Origin of the sequence: Pseudoalteromonas sp. SR43-5, from assembly GCF_014163835.1 — a bacterium.
In the GTDB taxonomy this organism is placed as follows: Bacteria; Pseudomonadota; Gammaproteobacteria; order Enterobacterales; family Alteromonadaceae; genus Pseudoalteromonas; species Pseudoalteromonas distincta.
The window spans coordinates 1-25,173 of sequence record NZ_JACJEA010000041.1; the positions used below are offsets into that span (position 1 = coordinate 1).

The window sequence follows — 25,173 nt, forward strand, 5'->3', positions numbered from 1 at the left end:
ATAGCGCGCTGCCAATCCTCAACTTCGTTTTTAATAGCATGGTCAAATAATGTTTTAAATAACTCAGTTATATTTTCAGATACAGCAATTGCATGCCGTGTTTTGTCATCTGTTTTAATAAAGTGAGCTTTGCACTCAAGTACATTGTTGTTTTCGCAATCTAAAATAAGCTGAGCTTCAAACCACGGCTCATCTATTTGCTGATAAAGGTACTGACCTAGGTGTTGCGGGATGCTTTTAATATCGGGTTGCATGTGCTGTCCTTAGCATGTAATTAATTTATGTATTCTTTAATATTAACAATTTATCTTTTATCAATAAAATCTGGCAGTTATTTTTCCACAGTTCATAATAGCTACTTAAATTTATTTTAATTTCAAGTAAAGGTGCAGCAATGTACCAACTTAAATAATAGTCATTGTCAATTCCATATAAGGCTTCAAAAAACGCAAATGTTACTTCATCATCGTTTTTCTTTGAGTCTCTAATTAAATCTCCAAACTCATCAAAAAGCCAATAATGAGGAATATCGTCATCTATGTGAGACTCGAATTCAGCAGGCGTTGCAAATTTAACTTCAAAACTATCTGTTGCTCTTCGGAGTTCATCATCCAGATTTTCTAATAAATTAACTTGTTCTAATATAAAGTTTTTGGCATGAAATATGATTTCTTCATCGGTAATATTAACTTTATCTTTGACTTCTTTAAGTGACAAAACGTCCTTTATTACCTGAGTAAGCCTCTCTTGTTCAGGAATAAATTGTGTTATCTGATTAACGTTATTAATTATTCCCTCTTCATGAAATAAGTAAGTGAAATGGGATTTATCAAATTGTTGTGTACCTTGACAAAAACATTTCCAATTTTTAATTAAATTATCCATAAGTTTGGGTTCCCATCGTATGTTAGACACCTAATGGTACTTTTACTCTTTAAGCGCAGCGCCTCTAGCCCTCTTTGTGAATAATTCACTTAAATATTGTTTGCACAAAGAGAAAAGAATGAGTAGTAAATGAGGGCGTTAACCGTAAAAAGCAGCCATTATGTGAAAGGTTAGGGCGCTAATTTTTAGCGCCTAACTTCACAACATCTGTGTTGTTAAAGAGCAGTTAAATTGTGTGATTCATAGAGATCGTTTCAATATACTATGACGCTATGAACAAAGAAATTAAACAACGTTTAAAGTGGATTGAGCTTTACGAAAAAACTAATAATGCGGGCCTAGTTTGTCGTCGGTGTGGAATTTCTAGGCCCACTCTTCGAAAGTGGTATAAGCGATACAAAGAGAAGGGACTAGACGGCCTACAGGACGTTTCTAGACGCCCGCACAGCTCCCCAAACACTAAAATTAATAATCGAATTGAAGAGTGGATTCTTAAACTCAGAAAAAATAGAAAACTTGGTGCCAGAAGAATTCAAAATGAGCTTCTTCGCGAGCATAATTTTCAGCTATCGCTTGCTTCAATTCACAAAGTGCTGACCAAACATGAGGTAAAACCAATAGTTTTTCAGCGGAAGAAAAAAGACTTCATTCGATACCAAAGACCTATTCCTGGTGACCGAGTTCAGATGGATACATGTAAAATTGCACCAGGGATTTATCAATATACTGCTGTTGATGATTGCTCTAGATATCGCGTGTTGGACGTTTTTAAGCGTAGAACGGCAGCCAATACTCTTACCTTCATCGATAAGGTAATAGAAGAAATGCCATTCCCGATACAGCGAGTTCAAACTGATCGCGGAACGGAGTTTTTTGCTGAAAAAGTACAGCTCAAATTGATGGAGCATGGCATTAAATTTCGCCCCAATAAGCCAGGCTCTCCTCACTTAAATGGCAAAGTTGAAAGGTCACAAAGAACTGATAAGGAAGAGTTTTATTCGACCGTTAATTTGGATTTGGACGAACTCAAAAATGAAACGTTACCTGAGTGGCAGCATTACTACAATTGGCAACGCGCTCACGGCTCATTCAAAGGTAAAACTCCAATGGATGTTGTATGTGAACGGCTTGAAAAAACACCGCTTTGGGAAGACGTTCACGCTAACTACGAAACTGAAAATGAACGCATTCAGTTATCGAATTATCAGCGTGATCTTCAACTACGAAAAGTGAAATGATGTCTATGAATCACACAGTTAAATTAATACTTAATGTGTTTAAACAGTGGCTATTACTTCTTCATCATTATTATCGCGCTCAAAGTTTAAGTTAAACTGGCCTTGTCGAGTGATAGTAAAAATAGCTCGCTGCCAATCCTCAACTTCGTTTTTAATCGCATGGTCAAATAACGTTTTAAACAACTCAGTTATATTTTCAGATACAGCAATTGCATGCTGTGTTTCGTCATCTGCTTTAATAAAGTGAGCTTTGCATTCAAGTATATTGTTGTTTTCGCAATCTAAAATAAGCTGAGCCTCCAGCCAAGGTTCTTTTATTTGCTGATAAAGGTACTGACCTAGGTGTTGCGGGATGTTTTTAATGTCGGGTTGCATGGGCTTTCCTTTCAGTTATTTAGATAAATCATCAACCGATTCGCCTAGCTTTAAATAATTCAGCAGCTCGTTTTTATCCATAGGCCCTGTAATTTCTTCATCAAGAATTTCATCATTATCCCAATAACCTGAAATGGTATAATCGATATTCGAGCCTATTTTTTTCGTTTTCATATATGTTGAATAAAAAGTATCCCAGTATTTATTATTTATTTCATGCCACCACTCACCAAAACCACCTATGTTATCAACATCGCGTGATAGGCCTCTTAAATTACCAGCAGAGCTTGCAATTCCTGTAAGGTGGCCTTTTTTAGCTTTTTCAAAGTGTTCAAGCGCATTCTGAGCGCCGCGTTTTATATTGGGAGCGCCTCGGAGTTGCCATGACTTAAAGTTGTCCATGTTTAAAGTCGGATTTTTTTGCAACTGGAGTTCAAACTCATTCATTCCGGCTTCAAGCGTTTCAACAATTTCCTGATAACTATCCACGTAAAGTTTGATGTAGTCTATTGAAGTAAACTTCCTCTCGAGGAGTGTTTTTTTTGCATTTTCATTCATTATATTGCATCCGGCCAATTTGTTAGTTTTGGTTGTATTTTGTCACCAGTGATTAAACCAGGCTTGATAAATATCTGTGTTTCAGCTCCTTTTAAATAAAAGTTCTTGCCTTCAAACTCTTCATATTTCTGCCCAGCCACACCGCCGACCCATACTTTTTCATCTTGCTCTAGTATGTGTTCAATATAGTGACCATTGTCATTCCATGAATCTTTAACTGCATAATTTTCTCGCCATTGCGCTTTTGACATAGGTAACTCAAAGGCCCAGTAGGCGCCAGAGCTTTGACGAGTTGCTTCAGATGTGCCTTCGTCAATAATACGATAAATCTTTGTTCCTTTGGGAAGTGTGTCCGCTTTTAAATCGGTGAAGTTTTCAAAATTGTCACCATATCTTAAATCCGGCCATCCTTCATCTATTTTGCCCAAGCTATTTTCATCTAGTTTCTTTAATCCTTTAAAGTCATCAGGCATTATCCCCTCATTTGCCCCAAGAGGCCTTCCATTTGGCATAAGTGTGTAACTATCAGGCCAGTCACCATTTTGTTGCCCATGGGGGTGGTGACGTTTAAAAATAATAGGTGAGCTACCAATCGCTTTTACACCATCTTTAATTTTATAAGGTAGCTCTATGTCACTGGCATCTAATTCAGCAGTTTTTGCTTTAACAGGCTGGCCGGTATTACCTCTTACAACGCGACCTTTGGCATTATTTAATAGTGCTTCGTCAACGTAGCCTTTAATACGATTAATGCCTTGCTGTATTCCTGAGTCTACTTTAGTTTCAAACTGTTTTAATTTAGTTAAGGTACTTTCAATAGACTTAATAGCATGATTGTCTAACATTTTGCGAATTAACCAAGAGTCTAAGATAGACTCAAGTGCTTCTTTAATTGTGCTAATTTGATTTTTAACCGCTTTTGTTGAGTCTTGAGTGAGTTTTGACCAATCCAGATTTTTAAGAAACGCGTGTGGGTCGCCTTTACCCAGTTTTCGCAATACGGCAAAGGCTGCATCAAGTGTTGCCCCCATATTTTTTATAATGACTTTTAGAGTGCCTTTTAACGCACTACCAAGGATAGGAACTAAGCCAATAGCTGTTAAAGAAAGTGCTAGCCATCCGTCGCTATCATTGCTTTCGTCATCATCACTTAAGACCATAATATTTGCGCAGATATCACGACAATCCATTAACTGATCAATAACGGGGATCATAGATATTACACTACCCACTACTATTTGGGATGTACTTGGGTTTCTATTAAAATCGCCTTGCAGCGCTCCCCAAAGCCAATTGCCTGATGTTGCGGCTAAGTTATTAGCCTCATTAAGTAAAGCTGTGTTATTAGTTTCAATCATTTTTACCGCTTGTTGCGGTGTTATTTTTCCATAAAGCGGGTTTGGTGTGGTGTTATCTTGAGGTTCATACTCGCGCGTATCTTCCCCATATTGAACAGTAAATTGCCCATTTGGTACATCGGTTAATTGCGCTATACCGTCTTCATCTAGCTGGCCTGTGCTTTGTGTGCCATCATCAAATTTAATTGTATAAGGTGCGTTTTTTACAGGGGTGCCATCTTGATAAACATAAAGCAAATCCACTACGCTTGACGTTGTTGCAGCAATACCTGCGTCATTAATGGTTATATCACTAATGCGGCTAATATTGGCAGGGCTTGCATTACTTGGTGCCCGCGCTGTTTGTGGGCTGGTTATGTCGAAATCTATCGGCCCATCAAAGGTTATAAATGTGCCATCAAGTGTGAGTACGTTAGTGGCGGTAATATCAACATTACCTTGGCTGTCGAGTTTTATCTCGCCGCCTGCATTGTGAATAATTAAATCGCCACGGCCGGAGCCCGTTATGTTTATATTATTGTTAGTTTGTAAAAACGTAGAGCCAGTAGGCACATTAAGCTTTAAGTCGCTGTTATTGGTTTTAAGGAGTATGTCGCTTTGGGCATTTACTTTTACTGCACGCCCAGTGAGGAGTGATATTTCATTCTCGCTCGTAAGGGTCGCATTTTTACCACTGAAGGCTTGGCTGCCACCACTTTGATAATTTACATGGCTGTTATTTGTGGTTTGCGACACGTTATTTTTAACATCAATAAATTGATTGTTTTTAATAACAAACTGAACATTATTTTGTTCTGTTTCAAGGCACAGGTCGCGCCCGGCGTGTAAATTTATAGTACCGAGTTGGCTTATCCATTGAATAAATTGGCGGCCTGATTTTATAGCATTTAATTCAATATAGTGCTCACTTGCGAGCGTTTGTAAGATGACTTTAGGGGCATCTTTATCGTCATCGAACATGAGTTCATTTTGCGCGGCGCTTAATAAGCGATTATGTGTTGGGTTAGCGGCTGTAACAACGCTTGGTTGGTCGGCGTTTAATGCAAAACCCATTATAAATGTGTTATTTGGGTCGTTATTAATACACCCAATAAGTACCTCAGAGCCACCAACGAGTGGGAAGTGCCAGCCAGTGGCTTGAGGTTGGTTTTCACAAGCATATAGCGCTAGTTTTTTTAGTGCCGGACTTGATTGAATTACTGGGCGAGCTGTTTTATCAAACTCGGTACGAATACGGTATTGGCCGTGTTCATCTACAAATGCATTACTTGTGAGAGATTCTACGGTTGCTGGAAATACCATGGGCTTAGGTGTATGGGGCTCAGGCATTGCTTTGTAAGGTGTACCGCGCTCTATAAATTGCGCTACGCAGTGATAGTGCGTTTCACCTTCATGGCTGCTTTCGTCATTTGCTTGATTAAGGCTGTGCTCTATTGCAATGCATAGCAAATCACCACTGGCAAACCCCATATTATCGTCAAGCGAAATTGAGCAGCCAGCAAATACATCCGATACGTTACCTGTAAGCGTAACTCGTTTTTTGTGTGTGGCTAATGCATTACTAAAGCTTTGTGTTTGTGCTGATACTTCGGCGTCTGAGTTTGCAGCAGGCTCGAAAAATGATTGACTGTTACTGGCTACTTTTTGGAATTGTCCATGGGCATTACTTTGCGCTGCATTATTATATATGGTTTGTGTTACTTCACTGTGCATAAAGCCGACAAAGTTACCCCAGTACTGGGCGTTCATCCCCGCGTTTGCTTTAACTTCTAATACACCCGTACTTAAATAGGGGCTGTTGAGGTTGCTGTCACTTATAACAAGTGTTTCGGTGCTTGACTCGCTTTCAATCCAGTAAAAAAGACCATGCTGAGACATCAAGCGATTAAAAAAGGCCCAGTCACTTTCCATTGCTTGCACACATTGCTTTAAATGCGGTAAGGCGGAACTTGTCCTAAAAACAATTTGTCCTGATGAATAACCTGCTTTTTGTGCTAAGTAATTTAATACATCTTGTACGTTTACAGCAATAAAGACTTTACTGTTTGAGGTGTTTTTTAAGGTGGATAATCGATCTTGAATGTTTATTTTAAAGCGGTGTAAATTGTTGAATACACCCATATTGGTTACAGATGTAATCAGACCGCATTGTTCTCGATATCTTTTGTTTTTATTAACAAAAATCACGCTGGCATTAGCGAGTAGGATATCTGTATTAATTTTTACTGAAGATTCAACGGTGAGTGAATAACTAAAGCCTTTATTAATTTTTTCGTAGCCATGTAGGTAAGTAACATTAAGGTCTTTGTCATTAACCTTCAAAAAAAAATTAGATTTAGTCAAAACGTTGCAATCCCTGCTCGGTAAAATTGGTGGCGTAAACATACCTTTTTGTGTGTTAATGATCAACTGGATAATTGTAACCATAAAAAATTAAATTAGATTTACACTCGATTGTTTCATAAATGGGGATGGTGGTGTTTTGTTGCGTATTTTTCATTTATAAACATTAATTAGAGTGTTTATTCTAATTAATTAATCGCATTAATATTCTAATATTTTAAACCTTATATAGGTTGACAATAGCGGTTAGGTGTTTGTATTATGCGCCAAATAAATGGATTTATTACTAGCCTTAGACTAAGAGTTTTTTAGTTTAACTGATGACAAGGAGCATGTTGTGAATAAAAAAGAGTTTATAAATCAAATAAATAGCTTGTACTCCTTAGCTTGGTCACTTACTGCCAGCGTTTCTTCGCTACTAGACCAGGTAGGTATTCCTGCCCATCGCGTTTTTTCTGAAAATTCTATAGAACACTTTTTCTTTTTTTTAAATAATCCCCCTAAAAGCAATGGAAAAGTTACTTTAATTAACGGTGATGTATCTGTTTATATAAAAGAGCTTTCATTAATAAATACTAAGTTAATTACGTCTATAGATGATGTTGTTACGCAGTCTTTGTTAGTAGATTCTCAAGAGAAAAGCAGGACTAAGACTTTTTTAGGCTTTTTTAAAACTAATAAATGGTCTGATTGTGCGAATGTAAGATTCAATAAAGTTATTTGCCCAGTTTATGAAGCTACTCTTTGCAAAACTAATTTTAATTTTAAATAAAAATATTTATTGAGGTAAAAAATGCGCTTTATTTTAAATGCAATTATAGGTTTATCACTTTCTATAATGTTAACTGGTTGTATGAGTACTAACGTAAGTTTAGATGTTAAGGCAACAGATAATTTAAATTTAAACCAATTTGATGAAGCGTTACCAGTGGTTTTAAAGGTGTATCAATTGTCGGATATACAAACATTTAAAACAGCCACATTTGAAGAATTATGGAAGTCAGATAAGTCAGTTTTAGCTAATAGTTTAATTACATTAGAAGAGCGAACAATTCACCCTTCTGAGCAATCTAAAATTAAGTTTGAACAAGCTGAAAATGCAAAGTTTGTAGCGATTGTTGCTTTATTTAGAGATCGCAGTGGCGATAATTGGAAAGCGTATTACCCGCTTGCAGATGGCCCTGTTAAGTTGTCTACATCATTAGATGTTTTGGTTACAAACAACGAAGTTCAATTACCTGGCGTGGATAAGGCTGAGTAATGAATTTAAAAGCTCCCGCAAAGCCCGTTTGGGCCGAAGGTGTTTTGCTTGCTCAGCAACACTTTCAACTATTTGACGATTATCACGATCAGAATCAGGTTGTACGTCAAGCGCTAATATCACCATTGGCATTTGGTTTACAGCATTTTGCTATTGATGAATCAGCACTTGCTCGCGGTATATTAAAAGTAACTAGTTTTAAGCTACTTTTAGAAAATGGTCGCTTGCTTGATTTTGATCGACAGCATCAAGATGATTTAAAGCTAGAGCTCGATAGTAACCATCAAGATAGTGCTATTTATATTGCTATTGCTGCAAATAAAACAGTTAGCAATATTGAAGGTTATGCGGCGAGCGGGCAATTAAGCGCATATGAAGCAGATTATATTGATTTAGAAGATAATCATGATGCGTCACGTAGCCGTGAGGTATTAGTTGCAAAGCCTAAATTTATATTACTGTCTGACTCAGATGTAAAAACTTATTTTGACACTATTGCCTGTTTAAAAATAAGTCGTGCGGAAGATGGCTCGTTTGTTTTAAATAAACAGTTTGTGCCTCCTTTATTAAATATAAGTGCATCTGCTTATTTAACTGAGCTGTTAAATAGAACGGCTAATTTAGTTAATGCAAAAGTTAATGTGCTGCTTAGCAGACGTAAAAATTATGGCTCAGTTACTGATTTTGGGCCGAATGAAATGAATACATTTTTGTTACTTAATGCAATGGCTCCATCGGCTAAACGTTTAGATCATCTTAAAAACTTGTCATTGGTCCATCCTGAACGTTTGTATTGTGAGCTTGTTGATTTAATTAGTTCAGTTTCAATGTTTGAGCACAGTGACTTAGTTAACCAAGTACCACCATACCAGCATAAAAATTTAAGCAATGTATTCGGTCAGCTTGATGGCCTATTAACTCGTTTACTTGAAGGGGTTGTACCTAAGAAAATGGTGGGCTTAAAACTTGAAAAAACCTCTAACGCTATTTATCAAGTTGCCACTATTGACTCTGCAACGTTTACTAATAACGACTTTTATTTAGCTGTGTATTTTGAATCTGAAGACACCAAATGGATTGAAACATTTAGTGATCAAGTAAAAGTAGGTGCAAGCGAAAAGCTCGATATCATGATTTCATCTGCTTTAGCGGGTGTGCAACTAACACATTGTCAGCGACCTCCAAATAAGCTGGCCATAAAAAGTGGTTACGAATACTTCAGGCTTGAGTCGCATGGTTTCATTTGGCAGCAAATTATTGAAGAGCAATCATTAAGCTTATTTGTACCATTTGGATTGCAAAGTGCACAAATTGAAATTGTTACCGTAGCACGTAATTAACGTAGAGTTGAAATTATGCAAGAAGCACAAAAAGAACAAGATTTAGTCGCGTGTATTTCGCCTGTAATTAACGCGCTAACACCATTAAAACTAAAGCAATCTACTAATTTAGAGCTTGGAGAGTTTAGAGAAAATTTACTTACTAGTTTTGATGAGTATGAGCGTAATTGTTACTCGCAACAGGTAACAACAAGTTTAATGCAAGAAGTTAAGTTTGCTCTTACGGCTATGTGTGATGAATTTGTTATGAGCTCAGGTGCTCATTTTAGAATGGATTGGATGTCGCGACCGCTACAACTTGAATTTTTTGGTAACAACCGAGCGGGAGAAGAGTTTTTCGAACGTTTAGGTAAGCTTCGCACTGGCGGAGAGCAAAAGCTAGCTGCATTAGAGGTTTACTATATTTGTCTGCAGCTTGGCTTTGAAGGCATTTACAAAGTTAAAGGTATTGAGCAATTAAAAGCGTTAATTGTTGATGTAAGAGCTCAAATTGAAGATATAAAAGGAACACCGAGTTCTCAATTATCTGATAACGGTATACCTGCAGAAGGGTTTGCTATGAAGGTGGGGCGTAATATTCCTTATTGGGTGATATTAGCTATTTGCTTGGGTTCTATTGCCTCATTATTTGCTGGATTTCATTATGTAATTAATAAGCAAGCAACGCAGAGTACTCAGGTAATAGACAACCAAATTGAAGTGCTGACTCAGCTCAATAAAACCAACGAAACACGATAGGTAACACAATGCAGGGAAGAGTTAATAAAAGCGGTTTAGTTCATTTTTTATTGGGCTTAGTATCATCGCGTGCAACGGGTCAACTTATTGGCTTTATAGCCGTTTTGAGTATTGTGTGGTTTGCCGGTCGCATGGTGGGTTTAGATACTACCGATAAAAAATTAATTGCGATGGGTGCTGTAACCGCTGTTTTTGTTTTATTTATTTTTATTCGTTGGTTATGGACTAAGCGCTCAGGCGATAAGTTAGCTTCTGAATTAGCAAGTCATAATGCCGGTTCGAGTGCTGAATTAAGTGAAATTAAAGAAAAGATGCAAGAAGCATTGGGATCTTTAAAAGCATCTCATTTAGGTGCGGGTTATCGTGGTAATACTGCTTTATACGCTTTGCCTTGGTATATGATTATTGGCCCTTCGGCTACAGGGAAAAGTACTTTATTTGCAAATTCTGGCTTACATTTCCCTTACTCTAATTCGAGTGAATTGCATATCCAAGGTTTTGGTGGAACGCGCAATTGTGACTGGTGGTTCTCAGATCAAGCTATTTTAATTGATACTGCAGGGCGTTACACAACTGAGCAGTCAGAAAATAAAGAGTGGTTGTCATTTTTAGCGCTCCTTAAAAAATACAGACCAAAACTGCCTATAAATGGCGTAATGGTGGCCATTAGCGTTGCAGATGTATTAACTTCCGACAGTGAAGAAATCCGTCAACATGTAAAATTAGTACGTGAGCGTATAGAAGAGCTAATTACTCAACTTGGCGTTATTTTTCCTGTATATATTACTTTTACCAAAACTGACTTAATCAGTGGTTTTGAACCTTTTTTTAGTGATTTATCTGAAAAAGAGCGTGAGCAAGTGTTTGGTGCGTACTTACTCGACATTAGTGAAGATCAAAAAAATGATCCTGCAGAAATGTTTGAAGTTCGTATGCAGGAGCTATATGAGCGACTGTGCGAACAACGTTTAAGCAAAGTTGCACGAGAGCGCAACGAGCATCGTAAACAGCTAATACTTGATTTCCCTAATCAATTTCAATCAGCTTCAACTAAGTTAACTGAGTTTGTTAACTTACTGTTTAAGTCTAATCCATATCAAGAAGTTCCTTGGTTTGCTGGTGTTTATTTTACATCGGGCACGCAAGAAGGCACGCCTATTGAGCGTATTACTAATGGTGTACGAGATCAATTTGGTGCGGTTGTTGTTGACCAAAAACAAGAAAGCATTACTCAAAGTTACTTTATTAACCGCGTATTTAATGATGTTATTTTTAAACTACAGGATTTAACGCGAGGAAACAGAAAAAAACGGTTAGTAGGGCGCTGGTTAAAAGGTTTAACCGTTACTTCGGGATTGGCATCTATTGCCGCAATTACAGCACTTCTTATTACGTCGTACACAAGTAATCAACTACTACTTAATCAAGGTGAGTCACGTGTAAAAGCTGTTGTTGAAGCTAATGTAAGTAAGGCTAAAGATGAGCAGAAACTTGCTGCTACACTAGCGCTGTTTGAGCACTACGGTCAGCTTAAAACTTACGAAGATTCATTACCGTGGTACTTTATATTTGGTATTTACGAAGGTGATGAAACCTTAGATAGCGTTGCAAATGTGCTATTTAATCAGATGAATCAGCTTATTACTTATCCAGGTGAAGAGCATTTACTTGCGCAAATAAAACAGTACGAAACTCAGTGGTTTGACAATGAAGATGAAGCCAAAGCAACGATTCGTCAGCAGTATTACGATGCACTAAAAATGCATTTAATGATGAGTACGAACCCTGAGCATATTTCAACGGAGTTTGCTAAAGAGCAATTACTTAATTTTATAGCTGAGCATTTTCATATAGACATAAATGCACAAGAGCAAGCACCAATTTATACACAACTAAGTAGCTTAGTTGATATGTACTTACAAAATATGGGTAACGACATAGAGCAGCCAGGTAAAATTGCATTTTGGCAGGCTAACCAAACATCGATAGCGCTAGCGAGAGACAATTTAAATACCCAGCCAGAGGCTTTCCCGTTATATCAACAAGTAATTACAAGTTTTGCTGATCGCAAAAAGCCATTGTTATTAAACGACTTTATGATTTCTAAAAATCGTGATGTATTTAAGAGTAAGTATAAAATTCCATATGTTTATACAAACTTAGGTTGGCAGGAATATGTATTCCCAGAGATTAAACGTATTTCACGTTTGGTGTTCTCAGGTGACTGGGTTATGGGTTCTAGCGATGAAAATGGTCAAAATGTTGTTGACGAAGCACAAGCTGAAACTTTGGCAAAGGCTATGCGAGCATATTACTTTAAAGACTACGGCAATACTTGGTTTGCTTTTATAGATAGCATAAAAGTGCCTGCATTTAGAGATCTAAACGATGCAAGTATTGATTTTGCACGCCTTTCATCGATGGATGGCCCTTTTAACGATTTAATGAAACTGATTAACGACAATATTACGCTCGCTGATGCCCCTTTAAAAAGCCAAGCTTCGATAGGTAAGACGGCTGCAGATGTTGCAAATAAATTAGCTCTAAACACGCCAACAATTACCCAAATGAGTACGGTTAGAGCGCCAGAGCTTGAAAGTCGATTTGCAGACTTAAGACGCTTTGCACAGCCTAATGAAGATAAGAATTCTTCTGATTACTTAAGACAATACATCAGTTCATTAAGTAGCATCCATTCAGACATTAAAGCAATGGCAGCGAGTAATGAAGATGATGCTCAAGCAATGATATTTGCGCAGGACTTACTTTCAGGTAATAGCCAAAGTAATGCATTACAGTCTTCGTGGATAATTATTGAGAGCCAAACTCGAGCACTAGACCCTCAAACCAAAGAAACGCTAGATAAGCTATTTAAGGCCCCGCTTCATGGTGGTATCGCTACTATTATGGCAAAAGCACGTACTCAGCTTAACCAAGAGTGGGAAAACCAAGTTTATACTATGTATAACAGCAGTTTAGCTGGTAAATATCCATTTAACTTAACTGGCCCTGATGCTGCGATAGCAGATGTTTCTGAGTTTTTAAATTCTGAATCAGGAATTTTATGGAGCTTTATTAACACCCAGCTCAAACCATTTATGAAAGTACGCCGCGGTGTATGGGAAGAAAAACAATGGAATGGTGTAGGTATTGGTTTTAGCCCGCAATTACTTGATGGTTTAACTAAAGCAAATAAAGTAACTCGTTCGTTGTTTTCTAATGGCGCCGATAGTGCTGGTTTTACTTTTCAGATGATGCCTGTTCCACACCGAGGCATTCGTGAAACATACTTAGGCTTTAGTGAGCAAGGTTATCGCTACCGCAATGAGCCTGAAGAATGGCGTAACTTTTCGTGGCCTGGTCGAGGAGCTGCAGAGAAAGCTGTTCTGTATGGTTTAGATAATAAAGGGCGTCGTATTTCTATTGAGCAAGACGGACCTTGGGCACTACTAAAAGTGCTTAACTCAGCCAGTGTTAAGTGGATTAAAGGCACAGAGTTTTTAGCAACATGGGAATTAAAAGATAAATCTGATGAAGTGTTAACAGTCCAGTTTTCTCTTAAATCAGGACGCAACAGCGGTATATTTTCAAAATACATGCTTACATCGTTTGCATTGCCAAGCTCTTTGTTTTCACAAAGCCCTAGCTTGGCTCAATCGCAGTCGCGAACAATGCAATAGGCCGCTAGCAATGTTTAGTTTATTTACAAAAAAGAAAACACCGACGCTGGTTAAGCAACATAGCTTTGGTTTTATGGGTAAAACACCGATAAGACCAGACTTTGTGAAGCTCAATATTTCATCTAGAGAATCGGTTGGATTTGATCATTGGTTGCAAGAGGGCTTTGCCCATTTAAACCGTGGTAGAAAAACGACTGATACAAGCCACTTGAATGGAACTAAGTCGTTGTTCTTTATATCTGGCAATGCGGATGATGGTGGTTTACTTGGCGTTTTGCAGCCAAGCAAAGATAGCAGTGGTCGTTTTTACCCATTTAGCTCTTTTGTACATAGTGGGCTTGATACATATAAGCGACATCCTGCTTTTCTATTTTTATTTGCAAGCCAAGTAATAGAGCACCTTTTAGGTGTAAATGAAAATATTAAACAAGCTGCCAGTATTAATGAAATGGAGCAAAAAGCACAAGATTATAACCGTGTAGCTGATGCACTTAAACAGCAACCAAATCTAACTCTAGAGCTTGATAAACTTAGAACTATTCCAATGAGCGTTTTTTGGCAACATTTAGGCTTGAACGATATTGCAAAAAGAGCAATTTTAATTGAAGAGCTATCGGCTGTGCTTAAATCTATTGCTAATAGAGGGTGTTTAAGAAGTCAGTTTGGTATTCGCCTACCAATGCCTAGTTTTAGTCATGAAAGTGCCTTAGTTGCCGGGTTTTGGTTGCACTTAGTTGCGTCTATGGTGGCAGATCATAATTGGCAGCCTTGGTTTTTTTATCAGTTAGGTGATGATAATCAAGCGCCTAGTTTAACTATTTTTTGTAGACCTATTCCAGCGTCATACTTTAATAGTGTGTGGGAATACGATAAAAAAACGAATGACATTGTTGATCTATGTAATTTAAAAGTAGAAAAACAGCCGTCTTCACAAACACTTAATTTTGCTGATATGGATAACGTGAGTGTTTACGATGCACTTCGTCGTTGGTGTAAATCATGAGTATTAAAGCGCCGCATACACATACCACTTGGATTGAATGGCTTGAAGCATTAAGTGCACCTCTTGCCGGGAATAAGTGTGGAGAAGATTTAAAATATGAAGAAACATTTAAAGCATTAAAAGCATCTTCATCAGGAGTGGGGGAAGTTGACTTTAAAGTGATGTTTATACAAGCATCAGACTTACTCAACACTCAAAGTAAAGATTTACGCATAGTAAGTTATTTAGCACTAGCAGCAACAAGTGAGTTTGGGGTTACAGGTTTAACGCATACGTTATTGTTATTTAATCGTTTGTTGACTACTTTTACGGATGAGGTACACCCACTAAGAGCCAGAATGCGTGCTGCAGTTAATACATGGTTTTTACAACAGCAAGAACGTTTAAAAGGTGTTGCCCAAGGGCATGATACAAACGCTGAACAATGGCCTGAACTTATAGCTGCTTTGACTCAATACAATGAGCAGTGTGTTGCGTTATTAGACAACGAATCTGGCCCTCTATCAACTTTGAATGAGTGGGCTAAAGAGCAAGAAAAGCGAAACCCAGTACCTGTAGCTGAACCAGTGCAAGAAGAAAAAGCGATTAGTACAGAGCAAAAATTAGCTGAAAATACGGGTGTAACAGCTCCAAAATCAGAAGCTAATAGTACTGCACCTGCACCTGCATCAGCTGCTAGTCAGCTTAGTATTGGTAATGCTGATATTGCTTCAGATACAGCGTATTTAAGTGCGGTTAGGCAACTACTTAACTTTGATAAAGAACAAAATAATATTGAAAGAGTAATAAAGTTATCGCGAGCTGCGCGTTGGACAAGGTTGGCACTACCCGCTAACGAAAATGGAAAAACGCGTTTACCCGCTCCAAGGGCTGCAGCATTTGCTCCAATTGAAAATGCATTGGCAAGTGAGCAGCCTGAACAAGCTTTAAATTTAGCCGAAGGGTTGTTTATGGAAGGGGCTATGCAATTTAATTTAAATCTTCAAGTGCTTAGTTTAAATGCATTAAAAAAATTAAATAAATTGCCGCTTGTTCATTGGCTTGAGCAACAATTAGTTAATTTAAATGAGCAGTTTCCTGCTTTAGTTTCCCTACAGTATGACGATGGAAGTCCGCTGTGTTCATCTGTAAATAAAGAGTTTTTAAAAGAGCTATCTCACTCTGCAAAAACAGAGTCTGTTAGCTCTCAAAGTAGTGCGTTTGATGAGCAGTATAGCGAATTAATACAAGAGGTTGAAAAAGGGCAGTTGTCTTCAGCTCTAATTAAAGTAGATCACATAAATATTTTAAACGACTTTGATAAAGCCCAAGCGCAATTATTAAAGGCAAAACTATTAATAAAAGCTGAGCATTACGAACATGCTTTAGCATTATTGAACGTGTTACTAAAACAAATAAAAGCGCATGATTTAGCGCAATGGCAACAATGTTTTTGCATGGAAGTATGGCGATTTTCCAAGCAGTGTTATGCAAGTTTGTCACAAACGCCAGAAGATGAAATGAGTTTAGCTGCTAAACATATTAGTCAGCAAATGATGGTAACTAACCCTGCACAAGCGTTAGCGTGGGTTTAGTTACAAGGGCTTGACTAATATGTCGAGGTTTAATTGGAATTGAGTCGGTAGATAACCAAACTGCAAAGGAAATAACATGAGTGATACATTTCAAAAAGAGATCCCCAGAGCTCGGATCAATATTTCGTTAGAGCTTGATACAGATGGTGCTTCACAAAAAAGTGAATTGCCATTAAAGATGTTAGTAATTGGTGATTACTCAAATGGTCAAAATAGCCAAGAACTATCTGAGCGTGAGCGCATAACAATTAATAAAAATAACATTGAGCAAGTGCTTAAAGATATGGCGCCTAAAGCTAACTTTCAGGTAGCGAACAAAATTAAAGGTGACGGCGAAATTAATGTAAACCTTGAGTTTGATTCTTTTAAGTCGTTTGACCCAGAATCAGTAGCTTCTCAAGTGCCAGAGCTTAATAAAATGATGGCTATGCGTAATTTACTTCGTGACCTTAAATCTAATTTATTAGATAACTCATCACTTCGTAAAGAATTAGAGCGTGTTTTACAAAATCAGCCAGAGCTAGACGAGTTAAAAGCTAAACTGGATGAAATTGCGCCGCTAGCGTCTGAAGATGAAAAACAACCAATAACTGAATAAGGAGATTATCATGTCCATGCAAGAACAATTAAATGTTGCCGCGCATACCACGGAGCAAGCTCCTTTATCCACTTATGAAAATATATGTGGAATGGTTGATATTTCTCCAGTTGCAGATGAGATCAAACTTGATTCATTTAGAGATGCAAGCAACCTAGCTGAAACTCGTGCAAATGAGCGCTTAACAGCAGCTATAAATGTATTTTTAGATATGGCTAGCAGTAGTGGCCAAGAAGTAACGCGAATTGATAAGTTACTTTTAGATGATTACATCGCAAAAGTAGACATTATTATTTCTCAGCAGTTAGACCAAATTTTACATCACCCAAATTTCCAAAAAATGGAATCAGCATGGCGCTCGTTACGTTACCTAATTAACCGTACGCCTAACAATGCTAACATTAAAATCGAAATGCTTGATGTAGATAAAGAAACTCTAAGAGACGATTTTGAAGAGGCGCCAGATACAACTCAATCTGCATTATATAAACATGTATATACTTCAGATTACGATACCCCAGGTGGCGAGCCAGTTTCAACAATGGTTTCTAATTTTGAGTTTGATTGTTCAGCACCCGATGTATCGTTACTGCAAGAGATATCACGTGTATCTGCGGCAGCGCATTGTCCGTTTATGGGCAGTGTTGGTCCTAAGTTTTTTCTTAAAGATTCATTGGAAGAAGTATCTAAAATCCAAGATTTGGGCTCTTACATGGAGCGCGCTGAGTTTCTTCGTTGGAAAAATTTCCGTGAATCAGAAGACTCTCGCTACATTGGTTTAGCATTCCCGCGCTTTTTACTACGTCTACCTTATGGTGAGACAAATCCTCTTCGTAACTTTAATTACCAAGAAGATGTAAGTGCTGAGCATCATGAACGTTATTTGTGGGGTAATGCAACATTTGCATTTGCTGCAAATATCATCCGTAGTTTCCATGATAATGGTTGGGCAGTAAATATTCGTGGGCCACAGTCAGGTGGTAAAGTTGAAAATCTTCCACTGCATTCATTCGAAGCGGGTAAAGGATCAGAAACTAAAATACCGACTGAGGTTTTGATTTCTGAAACTAAAGAACTTGAGTTTGCTAACCAAGGGTTTATTCCACTTAGTTACTATAAAAATTCAGATTTTGCATGTTTCTTCTCTGCTAATAGTGCGCAGAAGCCACAGGTATTAGAAACAAATGAAGCAACAGCTAATGCAAGAATTAACTCACGCTTACCATATATTTTCTTAGTATCGCGTATTGCGCATTACTTAAAAGTTTTACAGCGTGAAAATATTGGTTCAAGTAAACCTCGCCATGAATTAGAGCAGCAGCTTAATGATTGGCTTGGCGCATTAGTAACTAAAATGAACAACCCTGATGAATCTCTTATAGCTACGCATCCACTAAAAGATGCAAAAGTTACTGTAGCAGAGATTCCAGGTAACCCTGGTTACTACAGAGTAAGTACGTACATTGTTCCTCATTTCCAAGTTGAAGGGATTGATGTTCGTTTAGCGCTAGTAGGGCAAATGCCTGGCGAAAAATGAACTGCTACGCCGCCAATGAAACGGATTTAAGTACTATCAAATACGTCAATTTGGTGAGTAGTTGGCTGGTGTACATAAAGGATTAAGACTTATTAGTCTGAAAAGTTGCCCCAAGTTGGTTGCATCCAACTTGGGACATATTCCCCAGTGGCATGAAGCAGAGGGCTTTTTGGGGGGCATAAATATTACTGTTTATGCCAATGCCAACTAACAGGAAACACTTCATTCTAAAAGGAGAATAATGAAATGGCAATTCCAGCGTACATGTGGTTAAAGGACGACCAAGGTAATGACATCAAAGGTTCTGTAACTGTTGCAGAGCGTGAAGGTTCAATTGAGATCCTACACTTTGATCATGAACTTCGTATTCCTACGGATAACGATACAGGTGAACTTACAGGTACTCGTAAGCATGAACCTTTTGTAATTACAAAAGCTGTTGATGCGGCTACGCCGTACTTGTACAAAGCGTGTTCAAACGGTCAAACACTTAAGCAATTAGAGCTTAAATGGTACCGTATTGATGACACAGGGACTGAGCGTGAATATTTCTGCCACAAGTTGGAAGATGTAAAAATCACTTCGATCTCACCAACAATGCATAACGTTAAAGACTTAGACAAGGAGCGTTACCCGCACCTTGAAACAGTTTGTCTACGTTACAAACGCATTACTTGGACTTACTTAGATGGCAACATCGAGTTCTCTGACTCTTGGACTGAAGGTCGTTAATTAGTCAGTAATTTTGAAGGATATGCGCAAGCATATCCTTTTATTGAGATCTAAATATGGCGTTATTCGATTTTTTAACTCAACCAGTTACACGTAATGGTCATCATGGTTTTCAAACTGATGAGCAAGTCAGTGTTTGCAAACATTTAAATGAGCTTTTAAATGCAAGAAGAGGAGTGCTGAAGCACTTGTCTGACTATGGTCTGCCCGATGTAGAGGATATTTATGAGGGGTTACCATACTCGCAACACACGTTAGCGCTTGAGGTTAAAAAATTGATAGAAAAGTACGAACCTCGCGTACGGTATGCAAATGTAACACCTGTAGAAATTAAAGAAGATAATTGTGTAATAAGGCTAGATATTCAAGCTTTTTTAACGAGCGGGCAAAGTATCAAGTTAAATACTCGGTTTGAATCTGGTGGTAAAGCAGACGTTATACAACATGCAAAAAACACTAACTAATTTTATTTAAAGGATTGATGAATGCAGCAATATTTTGATGCTCAAATGCGCTTGTTAACCCAAGCTGGTAAGCAGTTTGCTCAGTTTTATCCCGAGCATGCAGGAATGCTTAACATTGATGCATTAAAAGATAGAGACCCTCATATTGAGCGCTTATTAGAAGGTGTAGCGTATTTAACTGCCCATACTCAAAAGCGTTTAGATGAGTCAGTACCTGAAGTTTCAGAGCAAGTGCTGCGTCAACTGTGTCCAATACTCCTAAGTTATTATCCTTCTAGTACTGTGGTGCAATTTAAACCTAAATTGGCTATGCAAAAAACACATTCTATTTCAAAAGGTTTACAGCTTAATCCGCCTAAAGCAAAGGCCGATAATAAAAAAATAATTTTTAGCACAACACACGGTTTAGACGTTGTTCCTTTAGATGTTGAGCATGTTAGATACCAAGAGTCGCACTTAGGTGCAGAGCTACGAATAGGGCTTAAGTTTATATGCCAAGGTGAACGCAGTAATTTTGATTTATCTAAACTAAACTTTTATTTACGTGGTGATACACCATTGTGCAGTGCTTTATTCCAATTATTGAAAACACCTAATAAACAAGCAGAACTTGATTTTGGTGCTAACCATTTTGAGTTCAATAAAAAGTTAAAAGCAAAAGGTTGCAGCGCTACTTATTTAGATATAGATGGCGCTTTACTGCCTAGTGCGGCTAAAAGCCATCCAGGATATGCATTATTACTTGATTATTTTAATGCAAAAGATAGGTTTTATTTTTTAACATTTGATGGTTTAAAAGACGAAGAGTTTCCTGAGCATATTGACCGTTTTGAAATCGTATTTAGGGGTGATAATAAATTACCGCCAGGTCATCAGTTAAGTAAAGAGAACATTTTAATCAATTGCGTGCCAGCAGTTAATTTATTTAGCCAAGCAGCAGAGCCAATTAAAATAGAGCCAAACAGAACTGACTATATGATAAGTGCAGATCAGGCACGTTATGATCATGTTTTTAGTTATACGGTAGATGCAGTTGCAGGTCGAAACTCTATAACGGGACAATCGTATGATTACACTCCCCGTTATCAAAGCGTATTTGAAGATGAAAAAAAGCTATTTACTGTGCTCACAAAAGACGTAGGTGCAGCAGCCCCGACTCATTATTTACAACTTCCTTTTAATTTAGAAGATGAAAAAGAAACTCTATCAGTTGATTTAACCTCTTTTAATGCAGGTTGGCCTCGTCAACTTTTGCAAGAGGGAGACTTGAACGAAGGCGGAAAAGATATGCCGAGCATCGTTGAGGTTAAAAATGTTATACGCCCAACTAATTATTTAGCATGTCCAAGTCAGCCAAAACACTGGCAGCTTATTAGCTTATTAAATGTAAAGTTTTCACAAATTACGCAAGTTACAGAACTAAAAAGATTACTAGTGTTATTTGATTGGTCTAATAAAGCCGAGAATCGATTACGAATTGAAAGCATTTTAAAAATAACAGCAACGCCGATCAGCCAAATCAAACGCGGAATATTTATCAAAGGTGTTGATGTACTTATTGATATTGATGAAAGTAAATTTGTTGGTGATGCTGATTTATATCATTTTTGTAATGTATTACATGAATTCTTTTTAATGTATGCCCCTATAAATGAAAGCGTACAAACGCGTGTTAATGCAATTCCTAGTTATAAATCGTGGAGTTGGGATATTGAACCGGGTAAGAGTTATCAGCTATGAGCTACGCTGATAAAAATCATGCGCACCCTATTTGGTCTAAGTTACCCGCGCCAATAGAGCTACTTATTGAGCAGCCTTGGCGGTTTAACTTATTTAAAGCGATGAGCTTAATAGAAAAACATTGGGCCGCACCTCAAGAGCTAGAGCAAGGGATTAGTAACAGAGTTGTTTTTAAACCTTTTAAAGAGCTTGGTTTTCCGGCTACTGATGTACGCGAATGTGTATTAGAGAATGATGGCAGAGGAAGATTAAGCTTATCGACCTCTTTTTTAGGTTTGTATGGTGTGGATGCACCCATGCCACACTATGTATTAGAGCAAGCAGCAAGTGATGAGCAAAGCGGTGACCGCGTTCGTCAGTTTTTAGATATATTTAATCATGTACTTTATTGCCAACTTTTTCAGGCCTGGAAAAAGTCGCAAATTAATATAGCAGGCAGAGGCGCGAGCCAATTTGATGGGTTAGTTGAATCTATTTTACTGGGAAAAACTGATCAAAAAATTCAGTGTGGTATTGCAAGTTTAAAGCAAACTAGCGCTGCTGGCTTAGCGCAGCTTCTTAAACATAGTTTAAATATAGACACGCTAAAAGTTGACGACACACGAGCAAATTGGCAAAAAATAGATACACCAAGTTCAATCGGCGAAGAAAACCAAATGGTTTTAGGCAGCTCTGCAGTACTTGGAACGAAGGTATTAGTTAGCGGAAGTATTTTAACAATAGATATAGGTCCAGTTAATAGTGATACAGCCATGAGTTTAACGCCAAGAAGCGAAGAAGGTATAAAAATGGCTGCACTTCTGACTGCGCATTTACCAAGTAATGTAGAGTGGGTTTGCCAAATAAAAGTAGCTAATGAGGCTGTTGCCGAACAAGCTTTAGGTCAGCAACCGCTAGTACTTGGACATAATTCATATTTAGGGGCCGCAGCTGCAAATACAACAACACATAGCTACAGCCATCAACAGTATAAACACTAAGGAATTAAGGATAAAAAAATGGATGCTAAAGGCATAAAACAACTCATAGATAAATTAAATGGCCACACCGCAACAGCACTTGAATCAGCAGCTGGGTTTGCGAGTAGTCGTAGTCATTTTGAAGTGCTTCCTGAGCATTTACTTATTAAGTTAATGGAAGAAGGAAGTAATGGTGACCTTGAGCACATTTTTTATTTCTTTAATATTAATCAAGACAAAGTATGGCATGAGCTATTAGACTTTTTAAATAGACAACCTGCCGGTAATCAAAGTAAGCCTACATTTTCTCGTCGTTTATACGAATGGCTAGAGCGTGCATGGTTAAGTGCTAATGTTCAGCATAAAAGTGATTTTATAACAGGTGCTGCGCTTATTGATTCATTAACAGAGTTATTACCTTACAGCCCTGTACTTCAATTACCTGCTTTACTAGATAAAATAGATTCACGCTTTTTAGCTGAAAATTTAGATAAAATTTGTCAGCAATCTTCAGAGCGTTTAAACCCAGTAGCTAAATCAAAGTCTGCAAATCAAACAGATTCATCGCACGGTACAGCTGCGCTTGATGAGTACTGTGAAGATTTAACTGAAAAAGCAAAACAGGGTAAAATTGATCCTGTGTTGGGTCGTAATGACGAAATTAGAATGATGGTCGATGTGTTATGCCGTCGAAGAAAAAATAACCCTATTTTAGTGGGTGACCCAGGTGTAGGTAAAACAGCAGTCGTTGAAGGTTTTGCCCAGCGCATAATTGATGGTCAAGTACCAAGTGATTTACAAGGCGTACGCTTATTGGTGCTTGATATGGGGTTATTGCAAGCAGGTGCCGGCGTTAAAGGTGAATTTGAGCGCCGCTTAAAAACGGTGATCGACGAAGTTAAAAATTCAACTACGCCAATAATTATGTTTATTGATGAAGCGCACACTTTAATTGGTGCCGGTGGCGATGCGGGCATGAGTGATGCAGCAAATTTATTAAAGCCAGCATTAGCACGCGGAGAATTAAGAACCGTTGCTGCTACAACATGGAGCGAGTATAAAAAGTATTTTGAACGTGATGCTGCTCTAGAGCGCCGTTTTCAGCTTATTAAAGTGGATGAGCCAACAGAGCAAGCGGCTCAATTAATGCTTGCAGGCTTAAAAGATAAATATCAAGAGCATCATAATATTCAAATTACGGATGACGCTATAGAAGCTGCTGTCGTTTTATCGTCGCGCTATATAACAGGTCGCCAATTACCAGACAAAGCTATTGATGTATTAGACACCGCAGCGGCAAGAGTACGTATGTCGTTTGCTACAGACCCAGCTGCCATTGAGTCTGAGCGTGAGCACATTAATTACTTAGAAACCAGAATCAATAGTCTCAATGTAGAGCTAGGACAAGGTTTAGTCGTTGATAAAGATAAGCTTACCCATTTAGTTGAAGAGCTGGTTATTGCACAAAATAAATTGGCGCAACTTACTCACTCGCGTGAATCTCAAATTTCGACTTTGAGTCAAATTAACGAGATAAAGCAGGCAACTGATCAAGAGCTTGATAGCGAATCATTACTGACACTTCGCCAATCACTAAAAGAGCAAAATACACAAGACAACGGCTTATTTAGTGAAGTAGACGCCGATGCTGTTGCGCAAATTATTTCACAGTGGACCGGTGTGCCAGTAGGGGCAATGGTAAAAGATCAGATTAGTAATTTAATTAATCTTGAAGCCACAATTAGCCAAGAAGTTATAGGGCAGCAGACAGGACTCGCTAAAATAGCGCAAACACTAAGAGTGAGTAAAGCCGGCGTAAGCAACGATGAAGGCCCGCTAGGCGTATTTTTACTAGCTGGTCCATCGGGCGTGGGTAAAACAGAAACGGCGCGTTGTTTAGCAAAACAGTTATTTGGTGGTGATAAATTTTTAACCACTATTAATATGAGTGAATATCAAGAGTCGCACACCGTATCGCAACTTAAAGGTTCACCACCAGGGTATGTTGGTTATGGTGAAGGTGGTGTTTTAACCGAAGCGGTAAGACAGCGCCCATATTCAGTGATTTTGCTTGATGAAGTTGAAAAAGCACACAAAGATGTAATGAACATGTTTTATCAAGTGTTTGAGCGTGGCACCATGCGTGACGGTGAAGGACGTGAAATAGACTTTAAAAATACTGTAATTATCATGACATCTAATTTAGGATCGGCAGAGTTAATCGATGCATGTACACCGCCTACAGTTATAGACCTAAGTCCTCAAGATGATCAGGAAGAACAAGTACAGCAAAGCGATCAAGAAGCAGCTATTAACGAAGCGCTAAATCCAACGCAAGCACCTATTAATGAAGACGGAACGCCTTGGAAAGTACCATCAATCGCTGCGCTGACAGATTTAATTAAGCCGCAGTTACTTGCTTTTTTTGCACCTGCTTTACTTGCCCGTATGCAAGTTATACCTTACTTAGCGCTTGATTCAGAAGCACTGCAGTCTATCGTTAGCTTGAAACTTGAAGCCATTGCCACACGTTTACACGAAAACCACAAAATGCAGCTACGAGTAGATGCCAGTGTTTTAGAAAAACTGACTACTCAGTGTACGCTTTCAGATAGTGGTGCACGTATGGTAAATGCGGTTATAGAACAGCAAATACTTCCTGGTATCGCTAAATCAATTTTAGAGTTTATGGCAGAAGAAGACATGCCTGATATTTTAACGCTGGCTGTTGACGAACAAGACGAAATTACAGCGACATTTGCAGATAACGCTTAAATAAAAGGATGTAAA

Annotated in this window: 20 protein-coding genes; 15 read left to right on the top strand and 5 right to left on the bottom strand. The window is 38.1% G+C overall.

The features are described from left to right. Nucleotides 1–254 (bottom strand): DUF600 domain-containing protein (locus tag H5090_RS18525; RefSeq protein WP_182696432.1); only part of this gene is annotated, 254 nt, incomplete at its 3' end. A gap of 25 nt (nucleotides 255–279) precedes the next feature. Further along, on the bottom strand, nucleotides 280–885 hold the full coding sequence (locus tag H5090_RS18530; protein ID WP_182696433.1) for a hypothetical protein: 606 nt from the start codon (nucleotides 883–885) through the stop codon (nucleotides 280–282). A 272-nt stretch (nucleotides 886–1,157) separates the two neighbouring features. Here H5090_RS18530 and H5090_RS18535 point away from each other — a divergent pair, with 272 nt between their 5' ends. Further along, nucleotides 1,158–2,123 (top strand): IS481 family transposase, encoded by a 966-nt coding sequence (locus H5090_RS18535; protein ID WP_029770321.1) that lies wholly within the window; start codon nucleotides 1,158–1,160, stop codon nucleotides 2,121–2,123. A gap of 39 nt (nucleotides 2,124–2,162) precedes the next feature. On the opposite strand, the gene H5090_RS18540 is transcribed toward H5090_RS18535, so the two are convergent. From H5090_RS18540 to H5090_RS20935, 3 genes are read right to left on the bottom strand one after another with little or no spacing between them, the layout of a single operon-like run. Continuing rightward, nucleotides 2,163–2,498 carry an immunity protein YezG family protein gene (locus tag H5090_RS18540; RefSeq protein ID WP_182696434.1) on the bottom strand — a complete coding sequence of 112 codons (336 nt, stop codon included), beginning with the start codon at nucleotides 2,496–2,498 and terminating at the stop codon, nucleotides 2,163–2,165. 15 nt (nucleotides 2,499–2,513) lie between these two features. After that, nucleotides 2,514–3,056, bottom strand: coding sequence for a hypothetical protein (locus H5090_RS18545; RefSeq protein ID WP_182696435.1), 543 nt, complete (start codon nucleotides 3,054–3,056; stop codon nucleotides 2,514–2,516). Beyond that, complete coding sequence (locus H5090_RS20935; protein WP_259395135.1) at nucleotides 3,056–6,757, bottom strand: contractile injection system protein, VgrG/Pvc8 family; 3,702 nt, start codon at nucleotides 6,755–6,757, stop codon at nucleotides 3,056–3,058. Before H5090_RS20935 ends, H5090_RS18545 begins: the two co-directional genes overlap by 1 nt. A gap of 337 nt (nucleotides 6,758–7,094) precedes the next feature. On the opposite strand from H5090_RS20935, the gene H5090_RS18555 reads away from it, so the two are divergent. From H5090_RS18555 to tssH, 14 genes are all read left to right on the top strand, one after another. Further along, complete coding sequence (locus H5090_RS18555) at nucleotides 7,095–7,529, top strand: hypothetical protein (protein WP_169044739.1); 435 nt, start codon at nucleotides 7,095–7,097, stop codon at nucleotides 7,527–7,529. A gap of 21 nt (nucleotides 7,530–7,550) precedes the next feature. Continuing rightward, nucleotides 7,551–8,018, top strand: coding sequence for a type VI secretion system lipoprotein TssJ (tssJ, locus tag H5090_RS18560; protein WP_170071208.1), 468 nt, complete (start codon nucleotides 7,551–7,553; stop codon nucleotides 8,016–8,018). Continuing rightward, on the top strand, nucleotides 8,018–9,358 hold the full coding sequence (gene tssK / locus H5090_RS18565) for a type VI secretion system baseplate subunit TssK (protein ID WP_182696436.1): 1,341 nt from the start codon (nucleotides 8,018–8,020) through the stop codon (nucleotides 9,356–9,358). The genes tssJ and tssK overlap by 1 nt, the downstream gene beginning before the upstream one ends. A gap of 15 nt (nucleotides 9,359–9,373) precedes the next feature. Continuing rightward, a complete protein-coding gene (gene icmH, locus H5090_RS18570; protein WP_182692313.1) occupies nucleotides 9,374–10,096 on the top strand; it encodes a type IVB secretion system protein IcmH/DotU in 723 nt (240 codons plus the stop codon). Nucleotides 10,097–10,104: 8 nt separating this feature from the next. After that, the gene (gene tssM, locus H5090_RS18575; protein WP_182696437.1) at nucleotides 10,105–13,776 is read left to right on the top strand and encodes a type VI secretion system membrane subunit TssM; all 3,672 of its coding nucleotides are present in this window, start codon (nucleotides 10,105–10,107) and stop codon (nucleotides 13,774–13,776) included. Between the two features lie 10 nt (nucleotides 13,777–13,786). After that, nucleotides 13,787–14,779 (top strand): type VI secretion system-associated protein TagF, encoded by a 993-nt coding sequence (gene tagF, locus H5090_RS18580; RefSeq protein ID WP_182692315.1) that lies wholly within the window; start codon nucleotides 13,787–13,789, stop codon nucleotides 14,777–14,779. Beyond that, complete coding sequence (locus tag H5090_RS18585; protein ID WP_182696438.1) at nucleotides 14,776–16,353, top strand: TssA family type VI secretion system protein; 1,578 nt, start codon at nucleotides 14,776–14,778, stop codon at nucleotides 16,351–16,353. The genes tagF and H5090_RS18585 overlap by 4 nt, the downstream gene beginning before the upstream one ends. Nucleotides 16,354–16,429: 76 nt before the next feature. After that, nucleotides 16,430–16,951 carry a type VI secretion system contractile sheath small subunit gene (tssB, locus tag H5090_RS18590; RefSeq protein ID WP_182692317.1) on the top strand — a complete coding sequence of 174 codons (522 nt, stop codon included), beginning with the start codon at nucleotides 16,430–16,432 and terminating at the stop codon, nucleotides 16,949–16,951. A 10-nt stretch (nucleotides 16,952–16,961) separates the two neighbouring features. Next, the gene (tssC, locus tag H5090_RS18595; protein WP_182692318.1) at nucleotides 16,962–18,488 is read left to right on the top strand and encodes a type VI secretion system contractile sheath large subunit; all 1,527 of its coding nucleotides are present in this window, start codon (nucleotides 16,962–16,964) and stop codon (nucleotides 18,486–18,488) included. Nucleotides 18,489–18,734: 246 nt separating this feature from the next. Next, complete coding sequence (locus H5090_RS18600; RefSeq protein WP_007584479.1) at nucleotides 18,735–19,220, top strand: Hcp family type VI secretion system effector; 486 nt, start codon at nucleotides 18,735–18,737, stop codon at nucleotides 19,218–19,220. A 56-nt stretch (nucleotides 19,221–19,276) separates the two neighbouring features. Next, nucleotides 19,277–19,684, top strand: coding sequence for a type VI secretion system baseplate subunit TssE (gene tssE, locus H5090_RS18605; RefSeq protein WP_182692319.1), 408 nt, complete (start codon nucleotides 19,277–19,279; stop codon nucleotides 19,682–19,684). A gap of 21 nt (nucleotides 19,685–19,705) precedes the next feature. Next, on the top strand, nucleotides 19,706–21,424 hold the full coding sequence (gene tssF, locus H5090_RS18610; protein ID WP_182696439.1) for a type VI secretion system baseplate subunit TssF: 1,719 nt from the start codon (nucleotides 19,706–19,708) through the stop codon (nucleotides 21,422–21,424). Further along, nucleotides 21,421–22,404: a type VI secretion system baseplate subunit TssG gene (tssG, locus tag H5090_RS18615; RefSeq protein ID WP_182692321.1), complete on the top strand. Its 984-nt coding sequence runs from the start codon at nucleotides 21,421–21,423 to the stop codon at nucleotides 22,402–22,404. Before tssF ends, tssG begins: the two co-directional genes overlap by 4 nt. An 18-nt stretch (nucleotides 22,405–22,422) precedes the next feature. After that, nucleotides 22,423–25,158, top strand: a complete 2,736-nt coding sequence (tssH, locus tag H5090_RS18620; RefSeq protein ID WP_182696440.1) for a type VI secretion system ATPase TssH — start codon at nucleotides 22,423–22,425, stop codon at nucleotides 25,156–25,158. Nucleotides 25,159–25,173: the final 15 nt, after the last annotated feature.